15 protein-coding genes are annotated in these 16,353 nt (G+C 65.8%); 8 read left to right on the top strand and 7 right to left on the bottom strand.

Translation table 11 applies throughout. The features are described from left to right. Positions 1-444, bottom strand: a complete 444-nt coding sequence (locus AC07YS_RS13190) for an acyl-CoA thioesterase (RefSeq protein ID WP_070060209.1) — start codon at positions 442-444, stop codon at positions 1-3. Between the two features lie 42 nt (positions 445-486). On the opposite strand from AC07YS_RS13190, the gene AC07YS_RS13195 reads away from it, so the two are divergent. Next, the gene (locus AC07YS_RS13195) at positions 487-2,322 is read left to right on the top strand and encodes an ABCB family ABC transporter ATP-binding protein/permease (RefSeq protein ID WP_495269000.1); all 1,836 of its coding nucleotides are present in this window, start codon (positions 487-489) and stop codon (positions 2,320-2,322) included. 49 nt (positions 2,323-2,371) lie between these two features. Further along, on the top strand, positions 2,372-3,310 hold the full coding sequence (locus AC07YS_RS13200; RefSeq protein ID WP_495268999.1) for a 2-hydroxyacid dehydrogenase: 939 nt from the start codon (positions 2,372-2,374) through the stop codon (positions 3,308-3,310). Here AC07YS_RS13200 and AC07YS_RS13205 read toward each other — a convergent pair whose 3' ends face one another. Beyond that, the gene (locus tag AC07YS_RS13205) at positions 3,311-4,753 is read right to left on the bottom strand and encodes an amidase (RefSeq protein WP_495268998.1); all 1,443 of its coding nucleotides are present in this window, start codon (positions 4,751-4,753) and stop codon (positions 3,311-3,313) included. A gap of 61 nt (positions 4,754-4,814) precedes the next feature. Between AC07YS_RS13205 and AC07YS_RS13210 the strand changes: the two genes are divergently transcribed. The 5 genes from AC07YS_RS13210 (at position 4,815) to AC07YS_RS13230 (ending at position 9,387) form a co-directional block, all read left to right on the top strand. Beyond that, a complete protein-coding gene (locus AC07YS_RS13210; RefSeq protein ID WP_492698163.1) occupies positions 4,815-5,804 on the top strand; it encodes a LysR substrate-binding domain-containing protein in 990 nt (329 codons plus the stop codon). A gap of 381 nt (positions 5,805-6,185) precedes the next feature. Next, a complete protein-coding gene (locus tag AC07YS_RS13215) occupies positions 6,186-7,085 on the top strand; it encodes an amino acid ABC transporter substrate-binding protein (RefSeq protein ID WP_062471058.1) in 900 nt (299 codons plus the stop codon). Between the two features lie 96 nt (positions 7,086-7,181). Continuing rightward, positions 7,182-7,913, top strand: a complete 732-nt coding sequence (locus AC07YS_RS13220; protein ID WP_159273787.1) for an amino acid ABC transporter permease — start codon at positions 7,182-7,184, stop codon at positions 7,911-7,913. 1 nt (position 7,914) lies between these two features. Then, positions 7,915-8,604 carry an amino acid ABC transporter permease gene (locus AC07YS_RS13225; RefSeq protein ID WP_062471052.1) on the top strand — a complete coding sequence of 230 codons (690 nt, stop codon included), beginning with the start codon at positions 7,915-7,917 and terminating at the stop codon, positions 8,602-8,604. Between the two features lie 45 nt (positions 8,605-8,649). Further along, positions 8,650-9,387: an amino acid ABC transporter ATP-binding protein gene (locus tag AC07YS_RS13230; RefSeq protein WP_056576214.1), complete on the top strand. Its 738-nt coding sequence runs from the start codon at positions 8,650-8,652 to the stop codon at positions 9,385-9,387. A gap of 72 nt (positions 9,388-9,459) precedes the next feature. On the opposite strand, the gene AC07YS_RS13235 is transcribed toward AC07YS_RS13230, so the two are convergent. Genes AC07YS_RS13235 through AC07YS_RS13250 form a run of 4 tightly spaced genes read right to left on the bottom strand, consistent with a single transcriptional unit; the run spans position 9,460 to position 13,406 of the window. After that, complete coding sequence (locus tag AC07YS_RS13235) at positions 9,460-10,398, bottom strand: nucleoside hydrolase (RefSeq protein ID WP_495268997.1); 939 nt, start codon at positions 10,396-10,398, stop codon at positions 9,460-9,462. Between the two features lie 50 nt (positions 10,399-10,448). Next, positions 10,449-11,486, bottom strand: coding sequence for a DctP family TRAP transporter solute-binding subunit (locus tag AC07YS_RS13240; RefSeq protein ID WP_062471046.1), 1,038 nt, complete (start codon positions 11,484-11,486; stop codon positions 10,449-10,451). A 40-nt stretch (positions 11,487-11,526) separates the two neighbouring features. Beyond that, positions 11,527-12,825 (bottom strand): TRAP transporter large permease, encoded by a 1,299-nt coding sequence (locus AC07YS_RS13245; RefSeq protein ID WP_307635951.1) that lies wholly within the window; start codon positions 12,823-12,825, stop codon positions 11,527-11,529. After that, positions 12,822-13,406, bottom strand: a complete 585-nt coding sequence (locus AC07YS_RS13250) for a TRAP transporter small permease (RefSeq protein WP_095949545.1) — start codon at positions 13,404-13,406, stop codon at positions 12,822-12,824. The genes AC07YS_RS13245 and AC07YS_RS13250 overlap by 4 nt, the downstream gene beginning before the upstream one ends. A 613-nt stretch (positions 13,407-14,019) precedes the next feature. Here AC07YS_RS13250 and AC07YS_RS13255 point away from each other — a divergent pair. Continuing rightward, positions 14,020-14,502 carry a GreA/GreB family elongation factor gene (locus AC07YS_RS13255; protein ID WP_062471040.1) on the top strand — a complete coding sequence of 161 codons (483 nt, stop codon included), beginning with the start codon at positions 14,020-14,022 and terminating at the stop codon, positions 14,500-14,502. 79 nt (positions 14,503-14,581) lie between these two features. Here the strand turns inward: AC07YS_RS13255 and AC07YS_RS13260 are convergent, their stop codons facing one another. Then, positions 14,582-16,048 carry an aminotransferase-like domain-containing protein gene (locus tag AC07YS_RS13260; RefSeq protein ID WP_495269347.1) on the bottom strand — a complete coding sequence of 489 codons (1,467 nt, stop codon included), beginning with the start codon at positions 16,046-16,048 and terminating at the stop codon, positions 14,582-14,584. Positions 16,049-16,353 lie beyond the last annotated feature (305 nt).

Below are 16,353 nucleotides of genomic sequence, written 5' to 3' on the forward strand. Positions count from 1 at the left end.
TCAGGCCGCCGGCTGTTCGATGGGGCGGGGGCGGCCGTTGTCGTCGATGGCCACGTAGGTGAAGGTGGCCTGCGTCACCTTGATGTACTCGCCCTGCGCCCGGAAGCGCTCGGCGAACACCTCGACCGTCACCGTGATGGAGGTGCGGCCCACGCGCACCAGCTTCGAATAGAACGAGAGGATGTCGCCCAGCCGCACCGGCTGCTTGAAGATGAACTCGTTGACCGCCACGGTGGCCTGGCGGCCCTTGGCGTAGCGCGCCGGGATCACCGAGCCGGCCAGGTCGCACTGCGCCATGACCCAGCCGCCGAAGATGTCGCCGTTGGCGTTGCAGTCGGCCGGCATCGGGATGACCTTGAGCACCAGCTCCATGTCGGTGGGCAGGCTCTTGAGGGTGGCGGCGGCGGCCGCTGCGGCGGAAGCGGCACTGGAAGGGGAGGACATGGGCACAATCTGAAGCAACAACAACACCCACGATTGTCCCCCATGCGCCGAAGCGGCGAAGCCCTTTCCTCCTCTCCCCATGCGCCCGGCGGCCATCCGCCTGCGCGCTCCGACCGTTCCGACTGGGCGACCCTGCGTCGCCTCTTTCCCTATCTCTGGCAGTACAAATGGCGCGTGATGGCCGCGCTGGCTTTCATGGTGGGCGCCAAGGTGGCCAACGTGGGCGTGCCGGTGCTGCTGAAGAACCTCATCGACACGATGACGCCCAAGCCCGACATGGCGCAGGCGCTGCTCGTCGTGCCGATGGCGCTGCTGCTGGCCTACGGGCTGCTGCGTTTTTCGACCGCGCTGTTCGGCGAGTTGCGCGAGCTGATCTTCGCCAAGGCCACCGAGGGCACCGCGCGGCAGATCGCGCTGGAGGTGTTCGGCCACCTGCACTCGCTGAGCCTGCGCTTTCACCTGGAGCGCCAGACCGGCGGCATGACGCGCGACATCGAGCGCGGCACGCGCGGCGTGCATTCGCTCATTTCGATGTCGCTGTACAGCATCGTGCCGACCATCATCGAGCTGGCGCTGGTGCTCACCATATTGGGCGTGAAGTTCGATGCGCTGTTCGTGTGGATCACGGGTGTGGCGCTGGTGCTCTACATCACCTTCACCGTCACGGTGACCGAGTGGCGCACGCAGTTTCGCAAGACCATGAACGAGCTCGACTCGATGGCCCAGAGCCGCGCGGTCGATTCGCTGCTGAACTACGAGACCGTCAAGTACTTCAACAACGAGGAGTTCGAGGCGAAGCGCTACGACGCCAGCCTCGACCGCTACCGCAAGGCCGCCATCAAGAGCCAGCGCACGCTGAGCATGCTCAACACCGGCCAGCAGCTGTTGATCGCCGTGAGCCTGGTGCTGATGCTGTGGCGCGCCACCTCGGGCGTGGTCGAAGGGCGCATGACGCTGGGCGACCTGGTGATGGTCAACGCCTTCATGATCCAGCTCTACATTCCGCTCAATTTCCTGGGCGTGATCTACCGCGAGATCAAGCAGAGCCTGACCGACCTGGACAAGATGTTCGTGCTGATGGAGAAGGAGCGCGAGGTGCGCGATGCGCCCGGCGCGCAGCCGCTGGCGGGCACCGACTCGACCATCCGCTTCGAGGACGTGAGCTTCGCCTACGAGCCCGATCGCCCGATCCTCAAGCACGTGAGCTTCGAGATCCCGGCCGGCAAGACCGTGGCCGTGGTCGGCCCCTCGGGCTCGGGCAAGTCGACGCTGGCGCGCCTCCTGTACCGCTTCTACGACGTGCAGCAGGGCCGCATCACCATCGGCGGCGAAGACATCCGCGCCGTGCAGCAGTCCAGCGTGCGCCGTGCCATCGGCATCGTGCCGCAGGACACGGTGCTGTTCAACGACACGGTCGAATACAACATCGCCTACGGCCGCCCCGGCGCGACGCGCGAGGAGGTCGAAGGCGCGGCGCGCGCTGCGCGCATCCACGACTTCATCTCGGCCACGCCCAAGGGCTACGAGACGACGGTGGGCGAGCGCGGCCTGAAGCTGTCGGGCGGCGAGAAGCAGCGCGTGGCCATCGCGCGCACGCTGCTGAAGAACCCGCCGATCGTGATCTTCGACGAGGCCACCTCGGCGCTCGACTCGGCCAACGAACGCGCGATCCAGTCCGAGCTGCGCAGCGCCGCGCAGGGCAAGACCACGCTGGTCATCGCGCACCGCCTCTCGACCGTGGTCGAGGCGCACGAGATCCTGGTGCTCGAATCGGGCGTGATCGTCGAGCGCGGCACGCACGCCGATCTGCTCGCGCAGCAGGGCCGCTATGCCCAGATGTGGGCTTTGCAGAAGAGCGAAGCAGTGCCGATGCTCTAGCCCGATCATTCACCCCTTCTTTCTTTTCACCGACCCCAGGAGTTCAGACGTGTCGACCAAGATTCCCCTGCTGGTGCTCAACAGCCTCTCGAGCGCCCACCAGGCCCAGATTGCCGAGGTCTACGACATGACCTACGCCTTCGGCGATGCGCAGCGCGCCGCCGCCATCGCCGAGCACGGCGCCAAGTTCCGCGCGGTGCTGACCATCGGCGTCATCGGCCTCACGCCCGCCGAGATCGACGCCATGCCGGCGCTCGAGCTGGTCTGCTGCATGGGCGCGGGCTACGAAGGCGTGCCGCTCGAGGTCACGCGCGCACGCGGCATCGCCACCGCCAACGGCGCCGGCACCAACGACGACTGCGTGGCCGACCACGCCTTCGGCCTGCTGATCAGCATCGTGCGCGAGTTCCGCACGCTCGACCGGCTGTGCCGCGAAGGCGTGTGGCGCGAAGCCATTCCGCAGCCGCCGAACGTGTCGGGCAAGAAGCTCGGCATCCTGGGGCTGGGCACCATCGGCCAGAAGATCGCCAAGCGCGCCGCCGCCTTCGACATGGCCATCGGCTATCACAACCGCAAGCCGCGCGAAGGCGCCACGCACCGCTACTTCGACGACCTGAAGTCGCTCGCCACCTGGGCCGACTTCCTGGTGCTGGCCGCGCCGGGCGGGCCGGCGACCAAGCACCTGGTCAACGCCGAGGTGCTCGATGCGCTGGGGCCGCAGGGCTACCTCGTGAGCATCGGCCGCGGCAGCGTGGTCGACACGGAGGCACTGGCGAAGGCGCTGCGCGAGCGCCGCATCGCGGGCGCGGGCCTGGACGTGTACGAGAGCGAACCCAAGCGCCCCGAACCGCTCATCGGCCTGGACAACGTGCTGCTCACGCCGCACATGGCGGGCTGGTCGCCCGAGGCCACGCAGAAGTCGGTGGACCACTTCCTCGCGAACGCCCAAGGGCACTTCGCGGGGCGCGGCGTGCTCACGCCGATCTGATCAGGACAGGGCCGGCGGGCGCCGCGCCGCCCAGCCGCAGGCCTGGTCGTAGGCATGGCCCAGCCGCAGCACCTCGAGGTCGGCATGGATCGGCCCGGCCAGCTGCAGGCCCATCGGCAGCCCGCCGTCGCCGAAGCCCGCGCGCACGTTCAGCGTGGGCAGGCCCGCCAGCGTGAAGGGCGTGACGATCTCCATCCAGCGGTGGTAGGTGTCGCTCTTCACGCCGTTCACCTCGGCCGGCCAGTGCAGCTCGGCGTCGAACGGGAACACCTGCGCGGTCGGCGCGAGCACGAAGTCGAAGCGCTCGAAGAGCTTCAGGAACGCGCGGTACACGTTCGAGCGGTAGTGCGAGGCCTGGTACAGCGAGGCGGCGTCCAGGTGCCGGCTCTGCTCGATCTCCCACTGCGCCTCGGGCTTGAGCTGGGCGAACAGCTTCGGGTCGCTCAGGTAGGCGCCGAGCTTGCCGCCCACCAGCAGTTGCCTCAATCGGAGCCAGGCGCTCCAGTTGTGCTCGCGCGGCACGTCGAGCGTGCAGGGCTCGACTTCGCAGCCGATGGTGCGGAAGGTGTCGAGCGCCTGCTCGCCGAGTTCGCGCACGCCCGGCGCCAGCGGCAGCTCGGGCCAGAGGCTGCCGAGCCAGCCGATGCGCAGGCCGCGGCCGTCGCCGTCCAGCTGCAGGTCGTCGGGCGAGGGCAGGGCGTGCGGCGACGACAGCGGCACGCGCGTGTCGAAACCCGCCTGCACGGCCAGCAGCCGGGCCGTGTCTTCCACGGTGCGGCCCATCGGGCCCTCGCAGCCCAGCTGCTGGAAGAAGAGTTCCTGCTCCGGGTCGCCGGGCACGCGGCCGCGCGAGGGGCGCAGGCCGATCACGTTGTTGAAGGCGGCGGGGTTGCGCAGCGATCCCATCATGTCGCTGCCGTCGGCCACGGGCAGCATGCCCAGGGCCAGCGCCACGGCCGCGCCGCCGCTGCTGCCGCCCGCGCTGCGCTCGGGCGCGTAGGCGTTGCGCGTGATGCCGAACACCGTGTTGTAGGTGTGCGAGCCGAGGCCGAACTCGGGCGTGTTGGTCTTGCCGATGACGATGGCGCCGGCCGCGCGCATGCGCGCCACATGCAGGCTGTCGGTGCGCGCGGGCGAGCGCGGCGACAGCGGCGAGCCCATCGAGGTTGGCAGGCCGGCGGCATGGCTCAGGTCTTTCACGGCCAGCGGAAAGCCGTGCATCCAGCCGCGCCGTTCGCCGCGCGCCAGCTCGGCGTCGCGCTCGTCGGCCTCGGCCAGCAGCTGCGCGGGGTCGCGCAGGGAGACGATGGCGTTGAAGCGCGGGTTGAGCGCGTCGATGCGGGCGAGCGACGCCTGCATCACCTCGCGGCAGGACACGTCGCGGGCCGCGATCTTGCGCGAAAGTTCGGTGGCGCTGAGGTCAGGCAGGTCGTCGAAAGGCATGGCGCATGCGGGAAAAGGAGGGGGCGCCCAGTATGGCGCGGCGCTCGCATAATCGCCGCGTATGGAAACAAAGTGGCTCGAAGACTTCATCAGCTTGGCGGAAACCCGCAGCTTCAGCCGCTCGGCCCAGTTGAGGCACGTGACGCAGCCGGCGTTCTCGCGGCGCATCCAGGCGCTCGAGGGATGGGCCGGCACCGACCTGGTCGACCGCAGCTCCTACCCCACGCGCCTCACGCCCGCGGGCCAGACGCTGTACAGCCAGGCCATCGAGATGCTGCAGTCGCTGCAGAGCACGCGCGCCATGCTGCGCGGGCACTCGGCCGCCGGCCAGGACGTGATCGAGATCGCCGTGCCGCACACGCTGGCCTTCACCTTCTTTCCCTCGTGGGTCACCAGCCTGCGCGAGCACTTCGGGCCCATCAAGAGCCGCCTCATCGCGCTCAACGTGCATGACGCGGTGCTGCGGCTGGTCGAGGGCAGCTGCGACCTGCTCATTGCCTACCACCACCCCTCGCAGCCGCTGCAGCTCGATGCCAACAAGTACGAGATGGTCAGCCTGGGCGAAGAAACCGTCGCCCCCTGGGTCAAGGCCGATGCCGAGGGCGCGCCGCGCTACCGGCTGCCGGGCCGCCCGGGCCAGCCGCTGCCCTACCTGGGCTACGCGCCGGGCGCGTACCTCGGGCGCGTGGTCGACCAGTTGCTCAAAGAGTCGGGCACGGCCATCCACCTCGATCGTGTCTACGAGACCGACATGGCCGAAGGCCTGAAGGTGATGGCGCTCGAAGGCCACGGCATCGCCTTCCTGCCACAAAGCGCGGTGCGCAAGGAGATCAAGGCGCGCAAGCTGGTGAGCGCGCTGCCGCCCGAGATCGACAGCCTCGAGGCCAAGATGGAAATCCGCGCCTACCGCGAGCGGCCCACCGCGCCGGTCCCGGTGAAGGGCGGCGCCGGCCGCTCGGCGGCACGGGCCGGGTTGTCGGAAAGCATGCAGCCCAAGCGCACGGCCGACGCGCTCTGGTCGTACCTGGTCGGGACCCAGCCGCCGCACTGAACGAGCGTGAACGGCGGGCAGATTTGTGCACTGCACAATCTATAAGCACCACGCATACGACCCCCCGCAATCAGCATTGGCGGCCCGGCCACGGCGCCACTACAGTCGCGGCAGTTTTTTTCGGCCGTCGCACGCCGGGGATCGCCGGTCGCTGCTTGCGCCACGCACAGCCGCCCGAATGCCGGGCACAAAGGCTGCTTAGTGAAAGTCGGACAATGCGAAATGTCTGGATTGCACCAGGCTGGCGCCCCGATGGGCGCGGCCGGTGCGAGGCGGGCGGCGATGCCCGTGGAATGCACCGGGTTGGTCCGGGTATCCCGCAAAATGCGAGTGTCTAGAATTTCGTTCTATTTGTTTCAGTCACCCTCAGGAGCTTTTCGTATGAAAAAACAAGTATTGGCATTGGCTGTCGCAGCGCTCGCCACCAGCGGCGCCTTCGCGCAGGCCAATGACACCCTGGCCAAGATCAAGGCCTCGGGCACCATCACCGAAGGCGTGCGTGAGTCCTCCGGCCTTTCGTACACGCTCGGCAATGGCCAGTACACCGGCTTCCACTACGACGTCTGCGCCAACATCATCAAGGACCTGGAGAAGGCCGCCGGCAAGAAGCTCGAAGTCAAGTACCAGCCCGTGACTTCGCAGAACCGCATCCCCCTCGTGCAGAACGGCACCGTGGACATCGAGTGCGGCTCCACCACCAACAACGCCACCCGCCAGAAGGACGTGGCTTTCGGCGTGACCACCTACGTCGAAGAAACCAAGATCGTCGTCAAGGCCAACTCGGGCATCAACTCGCTGGCCGACCTGAAGGACAAGACGGTCGCCACCACCACCGGCACCACGCCGCTGCAGACCGTGCGCAAGCAAAAGCGCGCCGAGAACCTGACCTTCAAGGAGGTCTACGGCAAGGACCACTCCGACAGCTTCCTGCTGCTGGAAACCGGCCGTGCCGACGCCTTCGTGATGGACGGCTCGATCCTGGCTGCCCTGGCCGCCAAGTCGAAGTCGCCCAAGGACTACAAGATCCTGAACGACGTGCTGGCCGTGGAACCCATCGCCATCATGATTCGCAAGGACGATCCGGCCTTCAAGAAGGCCGTGGACGACAGCATCAAGGCTCAGGCCAAGTCGGGCGAACTCGCCAAGCTGTATGACAAGTGGTTCCTCAAGCCGATTCCCCCGGCCAACGTGACCATCAACCTGCCGCTGGGCGAAGCCACCAAGAACGCGTGGGCCAACCCGAACGACAAGCCGGCCGAAGAGTACGTCACCAAGGAATAAGCGCGCGTCGCTGCGTGAATGGACGCCCACCTTTCGCGGTGGGCGTTTCTTTTCAAGGGACGGTTTTTCGAAAAGAAGCTGAAGGAGTAAACACACATGGGAAACTGGGATTGGCAGGTCTTCCTGCAAGACCCCGGGGGGGAATATCCGAGCTACCTGCAATGGATGCTCTCGGCCTGGGGCTGGACGGTGTCGGTCGCGCTGCTGGCGCTGATCGTCGCGCTGGTGCTGGGCTCGCTGATCGGCATCATCCGCACGCTGCCCGACAGTCCGTGGCTCGTGCGCTTCGGCAATGCATGGGTGGAGCTCTTTCGCAACATCCCGCTGCTGGTGCAGATCTTCCTCTGGTACCACGTGATTCCGGCGCTGGTTCCCGTGATGAAGGGCGTGCCGAGCTTCATCCTCGTGGTGCTGGCACTGGGCTTCTTCACTTCGGCGCGTATCGCCGAGCAGGTGCGCTCCGGCATCCAGGCGCTGCCCAAGGGCCAGCGTTACGCGGGCATGGCGGTGGGCTTCACCACCGCGCAGTACTACCGCTACGTGATCCTGCCGATGGCGTACCGCATCATCATCCCGCCGCTCACGAGCGAGACGATGAACATCTTCAAGAATTCGTCCGTCGCGTTCGCCGTGTCGGTCACCGAACTCACCATGTTCGCCATGCAGGCGCAGGAAGAAACCTCGCGCGGCATCGAGGTCTACCTGGCGGTGACGGCGTGCTACGTGGTGTCGGCCCTGGCCATCAACCGGCTCATGGCGTTCATCGAGAAGAAGACCCGCGTGCCGGGCTTCATCGTCTCGGCCAGCGCTGGCGGCGGAGGACACTGACATGATGAATCTCGACCTGTCCTTCTACAACTGGGACGTCATCAGCAACTTCGTCATCAAGGGCTTCTACTTCAGCATCATGCTGACGGTGGTGGCCACCATTGGTGGCGTGATCTTCGGCACGATCCTGGCGCTCATGCGCCTGTCGGGCAAGAAGTGGCTCGATGCGCCCGCGGCCCTGTACGTCAACGGCATGCGAAGCATCCCGCTGGTGATGGTGATCCTGTGGTTCTTCCTGCTGGTGCCGGCGTCGTTCTATTCGATGTTCGGTTCGCTCGGCTCGAACTACCGCTCCGAGATTTCGGCGGTGATCACCTTCGTGGCGTTCGAGGCGGCCTACTTCAGCGAGATCATGCGCGCGGGCATCCAGTCGATCCCGCGCGGCCAGGTGAACGCGGGCCAGGCGGTGGGCATGACCTACGGCCAGAACATGCGCCTGGTGGTGCTGCCGCAGGCCTTCCGCAACATGCTGCCGGTGCTGCTCACGCAGACCATCATCCTGTTCCAGGACACCTCGCTGGTCTACGCCATCGGTGCCTACGACATGCTCAAGGGCTTTGAAACGGCCGGCAAGAACTTCGGCCGTCCGATCGAGGCCTACCTGCTGGCGGCGGTCGTGTACTTCGCCATGTGCTACGCCCTTTCCTGGCTGGTGAAGCGCCTGCACAAGAAAATCGCCATCATTCGCTGATCGAGTTGGCTGAACTGAACCGGAGAGAAACAAATGTCCGAAAAAATGATTGAAATCAAGAACGTCTCCAAGTGGTACGGCCCGGTGCAGGTGCTCAACGACTGCTCGGTGAACATCTCCAAGGGCGACGTGGTGGTGGTGTGCGGTCCGTCGGGTTCCGGCAAGTCCACGCTCATCAAGACCGTGAACGCGCTCGAGCCCTTCCAGAAGGGCGAGATCACCGTCAACGGCATTCCGCTGCACGACCCCAAGACCAACCTGCCCAAGCTGCGCTCCAAGGTCGGCATGGTGTTCCAGCACTTCGAGCTGTTCCCGCACCTGTCGGTGACCGAGAACCTCACGATCGCGCAGATCAAGGTGCTGGGCCGCACGCCCGACGAAGCCAAGACCCGCGGCCTCAAGATGCTCGACCGCGTGGGCCTGATGGCGCACAAGGACAAGTTCCCGGGCCAGCTGTCGGGCGGCCAGCAGCAGCGCGTGGCGATCGCCCGTGCGCTGAGCATGGACCCGATCGTGATGCTGTTCGACGAACCCACCTCGGCGCTCGACCCCGAGATGGTCGGCGAAGTGCTCGACGTGATGGTGAGCCTGGCCAAGGAAGGCATGACCATGATGGTGGTCACGCACGAAATGGCCTTCGCCCGCAAGGTCGCGAGCCGCGTGATCTTCATCGACGTGGGCGGCAAGATCCTCGAAGACTGCCCGAAGGACGAGTTCTTCAACCACCCGGAAAACCGTCAGCCGCGCACCAAGGACTTCCTCAACAAGATCCTGCAGCACTGATTCGCTGCGGCGCTCCAAAAAAAAGCCACGCTGTCCGCAGCGTGGCTTTTTTCATGGGGCTTGGCTTGAGGCTCAGGGCAGCCGCGCGATGTGCTCCGTCAGCAGGTCGAAGAAGCCCTGCGCATCGCCATCGATGACCCAGTGCACATTGGCGGCCCGCTTCAGGCTGCCGTGCCAGTCGGCCACGGTCTGGCCGAAGCCCATGCCTTCGCGGCTGTCGATCTCGACGTGGATGCGGCGGCCCTGGAACAGGTCCGGCCGCAGCAGGTAGGCCGTCACGGTGGCGTCGTGCACCGGGCCGCCGCGCATGCCGTAGTGGGCCATCTCCTGCGGCGCGTAGGCGTCGAGGATGTCGGCGACGATCGCGCCCGCGCGGTTGCCCAGCTGGCGCAGCCGCGCGATGCGCGCCTCGCTCGTGAGGATCTTGTGCGTCACGTCCAGCGGCAGCATGGTGATCGGCACGCCACTTTTCAGCACCGCCTCGGCCGCATGCGGGTCGGCGAAAACGTTGAACTCCGCCACCGGCGTGATGTTGCCGCCGTTGAAGTGCGCGCCGGCCATGAGCACCAGCTCGCGCAGGCCGCGCACGATGTCGGGCGCCTGTTCGAGCGCGAGTGCGAGGTTGGTCTGCGGGCCGAGCATGGCGAGCGTCACGCTGCGCTCGGGCGCGGCGCGCAGCGTACGAACGAGATAGTCGACGGCATGGCCTTCGGCCAGCGGCACGGCGGGCTCGTGCACGGCCACGCCGGTGAGGCCCTCTCGGCCGTGGATGTTGGCGGCGTAGATCGGTGTGCGCTGCAGGGGCCGTTCGGCGCCGGCGTAGACCGGAAGCTCCGGCCGTCCGGCCCATTCGCAGGCCAGGCGCGCGTTGCGCGAGGTCTTGGCCAGGGGAACATTGCCCGCCACCGTGGTCAGCGCCTGAATCGCCAGCGATTCGGGCGCCGCCAGGGCGAACAGCAGCGCGATCACGTCGTCCGCGCCGGGGTCCGTGTCGATGATCAGGGTGTGCATGGCGACATTGTCATGCCGCCCCCGATCCACGGACGGCGATGTGCGGCTGCTTACTTCGCGCGCGCGGCGATGGCCTTCTCGGCCTTGGCCACCAGGTCGACGCCGACGGTCGACTTCCACTTGTCGTACACCGGGCGCGTGGCCTTCACGAAGGCGTCGCGCTCGGCCGGGGTGAGGTTGGTCACCGTCACGCCCATGGCCGCGATGTCTTTCAGCACGGGCTTGTCGGCTTCGACCAGGCCCTTGCGCGCGATGGCGATTTCCTGCTTGCCGGCATCGAGCGCGGCCTGGCGCACGATGGCCTGGTCGGCCGGCGTCCACGAGGCCCAGATTTCCTTGTTCACGACGAACACCAGCGGGTCGGCCACGTAGCCCCAGGTGGTGACGAACTTCTGGCCCACCGTGTGCATCTTGAGCACGGTGAACAGGAACAGCGGGTTCTCCTGGCCGTCGACCGCGCCGCTGGCGAGCGCAGGCTGCGCGTCGGCCCAGCTCATCTGCGTGGGGTTGGCGCCCAGCGCGGTGAGCATGTCGGAGTAGATGGGCGAGCCCACCACGCGGATCTTCATGCCCTTGATGTCGGCCGGCGACTTGATGGGCTTCTTCGAGTTGGTGATCTCGCGGAAGCCGTTCTCGCCCCAGGCGAGCGGCACCACGCCGGCCTTGTCGAGCGTCTTGAACATGTCCTTGCCCACCTCGCCCTGCGTGAGCGCGTCGATGGCCGCGTAGTCGGGCATCAGGAAGGGCATGGAGAACAGGTTGAGCTGCTTCACTTGTGGCGACCAGTTGATGGTCGAGCCCACCGCCATGTCGATCACGCCCTGGCGCAGCGCGCTGAACTCGCGCGTCTGGTCGCCTTGAATGAGCGACACGCCCGGGTACAGCTTGATGTTGATGCGGCCCTGGGTGCGTTCCTTCACGAGGTCGGCCCAGATCTTCCCGGCCTGGCCCCACGGCGTGGGCGGGCCCAGCACCAGCGACATCTTGTACTCGGGCTTGTAGGTGGCCTGCGCCATCGCGCCGGTCGAGAACAGGCCGAGCGTGGCGGCCACGGCGGCAAGGCCCAGCAGGGTGCGGCGGAATTTCATGAGAGAGGTCTCCTCTTGGTCTGTCGATGGATCGAAAAAATCAGTAGCCCAGCTTGCGCGGCAGCCAGAGCGCGAGTTCGGGGAAGGCGATCACCAGCACCATCACCACGAACATCGAGAACAGCATCCAGCCCACCCACTGCACGGTTTCTTCCATGCGCACCTTGGCGATGCGGCACGAGACCATGAGGTTGACGGCCAGCGGCGGCGTGAACTGGCCCAGCGCCACCTTCAGCGTGAGAATCACGCCGAACCACACCGGGTCCCACTTGTAGTGCTGCACGATGGGCAGCAAGAGCGGCACGAAGATCAGGAAGATCGACACGCCGTCCAGGAACATGCCCACGGTGATCAGCAGCAGGATCAGCAGCGCCAGGATGCCGTACTCGCCCAGCCCCGAATTCACGATGGCGCGCGTGACCGGATCGATGACGCCCAGCGTCGAGAGCGAGTACGCGAAGATGCCCGCCAGCGACACCACCAGCAGGATCACCGCCGACAGCTCGCCCGACTCGCGCAAGATCACGAACAGGTCGCGCACCTTGATCGTCCGGTGGATGCACATGCCCACGAACAGGCCGTAGAACACGGCGACCACGGCCGCCTCGGTCGGCGTGAACCAGCCCGCGCGCATGCCGCCCAGAATGAGCACCGGCGCCGCCAGGCCCCAGATCGCTTCGCGAAAACTCTTCCAGAACGGCGGGCGCGGCAGCGTCGATTCGAGCGCGCCCATCTTGTGCTTGCGCGCCAGCCACACGGCCGGAATCATCAGCGCCAGGCCGGCCATCACGCCGGGGATCATGCCGGCCGCGAACAGCGCCGGCACCGAGGCGCCGGGCACCAGCACCGAGTACACGATGAACGCGACCGAGGGCGGAATCAGGATGTCGGTGGCCGCCGCGGCGCCCACCACGCTGGCCGAGTAGGCGGCCGGATAGCCGGCGCGGCTCATGGCCGCGATCATCACCGCGCCCACGGCGGCGGCGTTGGCCGGGCCCGAGCCCGAGATGCCGCCCAGGAACATCGCCACCGCAATCGCCACCAGCGGCAGCATGCCGGGGCCGCGGCCCACGATGGCGATGGCAAAGTTGACCAGCCTCAGCGCCACGCCCGAGCGGTCGAAGATCGAGCCGACCAGCACGAACATCGGAATCGCCAGCAGCGGGTACTTGCCCAGGCCGGCGTAGAAGTTCTGCGGCACGGCCAGCAGGCCGAACCATTGGGCGTCGGCGTTGGCCAGCGCGATGCAGGCCGCGCCCGCCAGGCCGAGCGCGGCGCCGATGGGCACGCCCACCAGCATCATGAGCACGAAGGCGACGAAGAGCAGGGTGGCGATCACTTGGCGTCGCCCTTGTTGCTGTTGTTGTCGTCAGACTTGTAGTTCGTCTTGCGGCCACGGCGGACCATGAGTCCGATGGCGCGCCCCGCGATCGCGAACGACACGATGGGCAGCCAGATCGAATACCACCAGGCCGGCAGGCCGATGCCGGGCGTGGTTTCCTCGAAGCGGTAGTCGTCCCAGACCATGCGGATGCTGAGCGCGCCGATCAGCGCGAACAAGATGGCGATCATCAGCGCGCCGAACTGGGCCAGGCGCTTGCGCCGCGCCATGGAGCCGCTCTCCGAGAAATACTCGATGCGGATGTGCCGGTCGCGCGCCACGGCGGCCGAGCCGGCCACCAGCGCCAGCATGATCATCAGGAACACCGAGAACTCTTCCGTCCACGCGAACGACGAGTCGGTGAAGTAGCGCACGATGACGTTGGCGAAGGTGATGAGCGCCAGCGCGCCCATGATGAGGACCGTGAGCCAGTCTTCGATGGCGAGGGGAACCTTGGTGGGTTCGTCGGCGGCTTCGATGTCGGGGGGGAGGGGACTGGCGGCGTCCAGCGTGGGGCCGGACTCGGGAGGAGTTGTCATCGCAGGAAAGGGCAGCTGAGGCAGGCGCCAGGTCACCGGGCGGACGCCGGGACGCGATCCGTACACCTTGACAGGCGAGCAGCGCTCGATGCTAGGGGGTCAATGACCATTCATATATCGGGGGTTTCCTTAGCTGTGGCGGCTGGTTGACTGCCTCTTTGCGGCCCTTGTTCGGGGCGCTGTTGTCGGGGGCGCGTGCACAGGACACCGGGTACTCCCCTCCGCGAATGTCCCCCGCTTTCGGCTCCTCCTTGATTTCGCTGCGGGGAGCACCCGATGCCCTGCGCATGATGAGTGCGGCTGTGGCGTTGGCGGTTCGACCGCTGTGGTGGATGGCGGATGGATGTGCGGGGGCGTACTGCTGAGCTTTCGCCAGAGACGGACGGGGGACAAGCAGAAGTCCGAAGGACTGGTGTCGGTCGTGGTCGACATTGGCATGACTGCGTTCAATGTTCGCGTCAGACTGCGAGCTGTCTTTCAGTCACGACGTCTGACCGTCGCCTTCGGGCCCATTGCTGAAGTCAACCTGCAGCCAACAGAAGCGTCGAAGGCTTCTGGAGCCCTTCATAATCAAAACCTGCCCCTCGCTTGTTTGAGATACCGACCTTTCGTCATGGATAAATTCTTGCTGCAACAGCAGGTGCTGGAACGGCTCGCCGAAGACCTGCTGCAAGCCGAACAGGCAGTGCGAGCAGCCCATGAAACGGCGACTCACGAAGAGAACATCGCCGAAAACAAGTACGACACATTGGGACTCGAAGCCGCCTACCTGGCCACCGGCCAAGCTCGGCGCGCCGAAGCCATACGCCAGGCGATGGCCAATTGGCGCCAATTCCGCCCGCGTCCCTACGACGCCAGCATAGGAATACGGCTCGGCGCGTTGGTCTGCCTGGTCGATTCCGACGACAAGCAGCAACAGCTCTTTCTCGGCCCGGATGGGGGCAGCATGACGTTGGTCAGCGGCACTCAGCTGGTTCAGGTCATCAGCAGCGAAGCCCCTTTGGGTCGGGCAATGCTGGGCAAATGCGAGGGTGATGAGGTGTCGATACAGGTCGCTCCAATCCGACAGCAGTTTGAGGTGCTGCGGGTTCTTTAAGCCGCGACTGGACAGAAGCGGCGCGCGTGACGTTGAGAGTCAGTCGAAGGCGGCGGACCTCGACCTGCATGGACGCGAACTAGGGTCTCGACAAACGTTCCTCGAAGATTGGCCCCGAATTTCCGGTTGTAGATTTCAGCTGCGCGTTGGCGAGATCTCCAAGACTCCTGATAGCCCCTTCCAAGCGCGGGTCGCCGAGATACCCGTAGTTGATGCGCAGGTGCCGGGTGTATCGGCGGTCGGCTGAAAACAAATGGCCCGGCGCTACGCCTATGCCGAGCCGAAGAGCGTCCTGGTGCAGTGCGAGCGAGTCGACACCTTCTGGCAGCGCGAGCCACAGGAAATAGCCACCCTCGGGGCGCGTGACCCGCGTTCCAGTCGGAAAGTATCGATCGATAAATCGCAAGCATGCAGCCTGCTGGCGGCTGAGCGAATGCCGCAGGGCGCGCAGGTGGCGATCGAAACTCTTGTGTTGCAGGTACTCCTGCAACGCCAGTTGCGAGGGGAGTGCCGTCGCCAGCGAGCTCATCAACTTGTTGCGACCCAAAGTGGCGGCAAAGCGACCGCCCGCTACCCAACCGATGCGATATCCGGGTGCCAGGGATTTCGAGAAAGAACTGCAGTGCAGCACCCAGCCATCCCGGTCCCAGGCCTTGGCTGGTGGCGGTCTCCGAGCCCCATGCGCGAGCTCGCCGTACACGTCGTCTTCGATCAGCGGTATGGCGCGGGCGGCGAGCATGCTGACCAGTTGCTCTTTGGCTGCGTCGCTCATGGTGCAGCCCATTGGATTCTGGAAGGTCGGCATGAACCAGCAGGCCTTCACCGGATGCTGGTCGATCACGCGAGCAAGAGAGTCGAGATCTACGCCTGTTCGCGGGTGGGTCTCAACCTCGACCGCGCGAAGACCGCGCCGCTCCAATGCCTGCAACGCACCATAAAAGGTTGGCGTTTCGATCGCCACGAGGTCGCCTGGCTGCGTCACCGATTCGAGCGCAAGATTGAGTGCTTCCATCGCCCCGCTGGTGATGACCAGTTCAGACGCAGGAACATCCATCCCGACGCTGCCGTAACGCAGGGAGATCTGATGGCGCAATTGGGCGTTTCCTGGAGACAAATCTTCGACGGTCTGCCAAGGATCCATCCGCTTGAGCGCTCGCGTCAGGCCGGCGGCAAGTTGCTCGAAGGGAAACAGCTCTGGCGACGGAAAGGCCGAGCCGAGCGGGACCATATCGCGCTCGCGAGCCTGTGCAAGGACCTGAAAGACAAGCGACGAGACGTCGACCGACATGGACCGCAGGACAGGCTCGCTGGCGGCGAGTTCGTTGGTCGGCATTTCCGCGCCTGCTCGAACGAAGTATCCCGACCGCTGCCGCGCTTCGACAAGCCCTTGCGCCTCCAGCAGGTAGTAAGCAGAGAACACGGTGGACGCGCTGATGCCCATTTGCGACTTCAGTTCGCGCACGGAGGGAAGGCGATCGTTCGCCTTCAGGCTACCCGCGCGAATACGCTGAGCGATGTTGTCGGCAAGCTTCTCGTAGCGGTTCATGGGCATCTCTTTCTGATACGGTCGTTCTGGACCGCTCCAGAGATTGTCATATCAGACGTCGACCCGCCCCGGCGCGACTACCGGCCTCCTTGCATCTGATACGAGAATTTTCAGCTGATCTGGTTCTGTACGTATCAGCCTGGAAGATGAACACTCGACAGCACGATGAGAGTGCTTCTGTGGTGCAGGCAGACTGCTCCGCCTTTCGAGGCGTCTTGCGGACGCCCATTTAGCTGACCGCAACCGTTTCGTTAGATTGATTGATTGATTGTCCGTTTCTTCATCGGTCTATTGAGCTACTCGCC

It is taken from the genome of Variovorax sp. GW458-11-26-14-LB1 (assembly GCF_059423965.1).

Coding starts and splice junctions, on each gene's coding strand:
- AC07YS_RS13190 (WP_070060209.1), bottom strand. CDS start 444: ATGTCCTCCCCTTCCAGTGCCGCTTCCGCCGCAGCGGCCGCCGCCGCC.
- AC07YS_RS13195 (WP_495269000.1), top strand. CDS start 487: ATGCGCCGAAGCGGCGAAGCCCTTTCCTCCTCTCCCCATGCGCCCGGC.
- AC07YS_RS13205 (WP_495268998.1), bottom strand. CDS start 4,753: ATGCCTTTCGACGACCTGCCTGACCTCAGCGCCACCGAACTTTCGCGC.
- AC07YS_RS13210 (WP_492698163.1), top strand. CDS start 4,815: ATGGAAACAAAGTGGCTCGAAGACTTCATCAGCTTGGCGGAAACCCGC.
- AC07YS_RS13215 (WP_062471058.1), top strand. CDS start 6,186: ATGAAAAAACAAGTATTGGCATTGGCTGTCGCAGCGCTCGCCACCAGC.
- AC07YS_RS13220 (WP_159273787.1), top strand. CDS start 7,182: ATGGGAAACTGGGATTGGCAGGTCTTCCTGCAAGACCCCGGGGGGGAA.
- AC07YS_RS13225 (WP_062471052.1), top strand. CDS start 7,915: ATGATGAATCTCGACCTGTCCTTCTACAACTGGGACGTCATCAGCAAC.
- AC07YS_RS13230 (WP_056576214.1), top strand. CDS start 8,650: ATGATTGAAATCAAGAACGTCTCCAAGTGGTACGGCCCGGTGCAGGTG.
- AC07YS_RS13235 (WP_495268997.1), bottom strand. CDS start 10,398: ATGCACACCCTGATCATCGACACGGACCCCGGCGCGGACGACGTGATC.
- AC07YS_RS13240 (WP_062471046.1), bottom strand. CDS start 11,486: ATGAAATTCCGCCGCACCCTGCTGGGCCTTGCCGCCGTGGCCGCCACG.
- AC07YS_RS13250 (WP_095949545.1), bottom strand. CDS start 13,406: ATGACAACTCCTCCCGAGTCCGGCCCCACGCTGGACGCCGCCAGTCCC.
- AC07YS_RS13255 (WP_062471040.1), top strand. CDS start 14,020: ATGGATAAATTCTTGCTGCAACAGCAGGTGCTGGAACGGCTCGCCGAA.
- AC07YS_RS13260 (WP_495269347.1), bottom strand. CDS start 16,048: ATGAACCGCTACGAGAAGCTTGCCGACAACATCGCTCAGCGTATTCGC.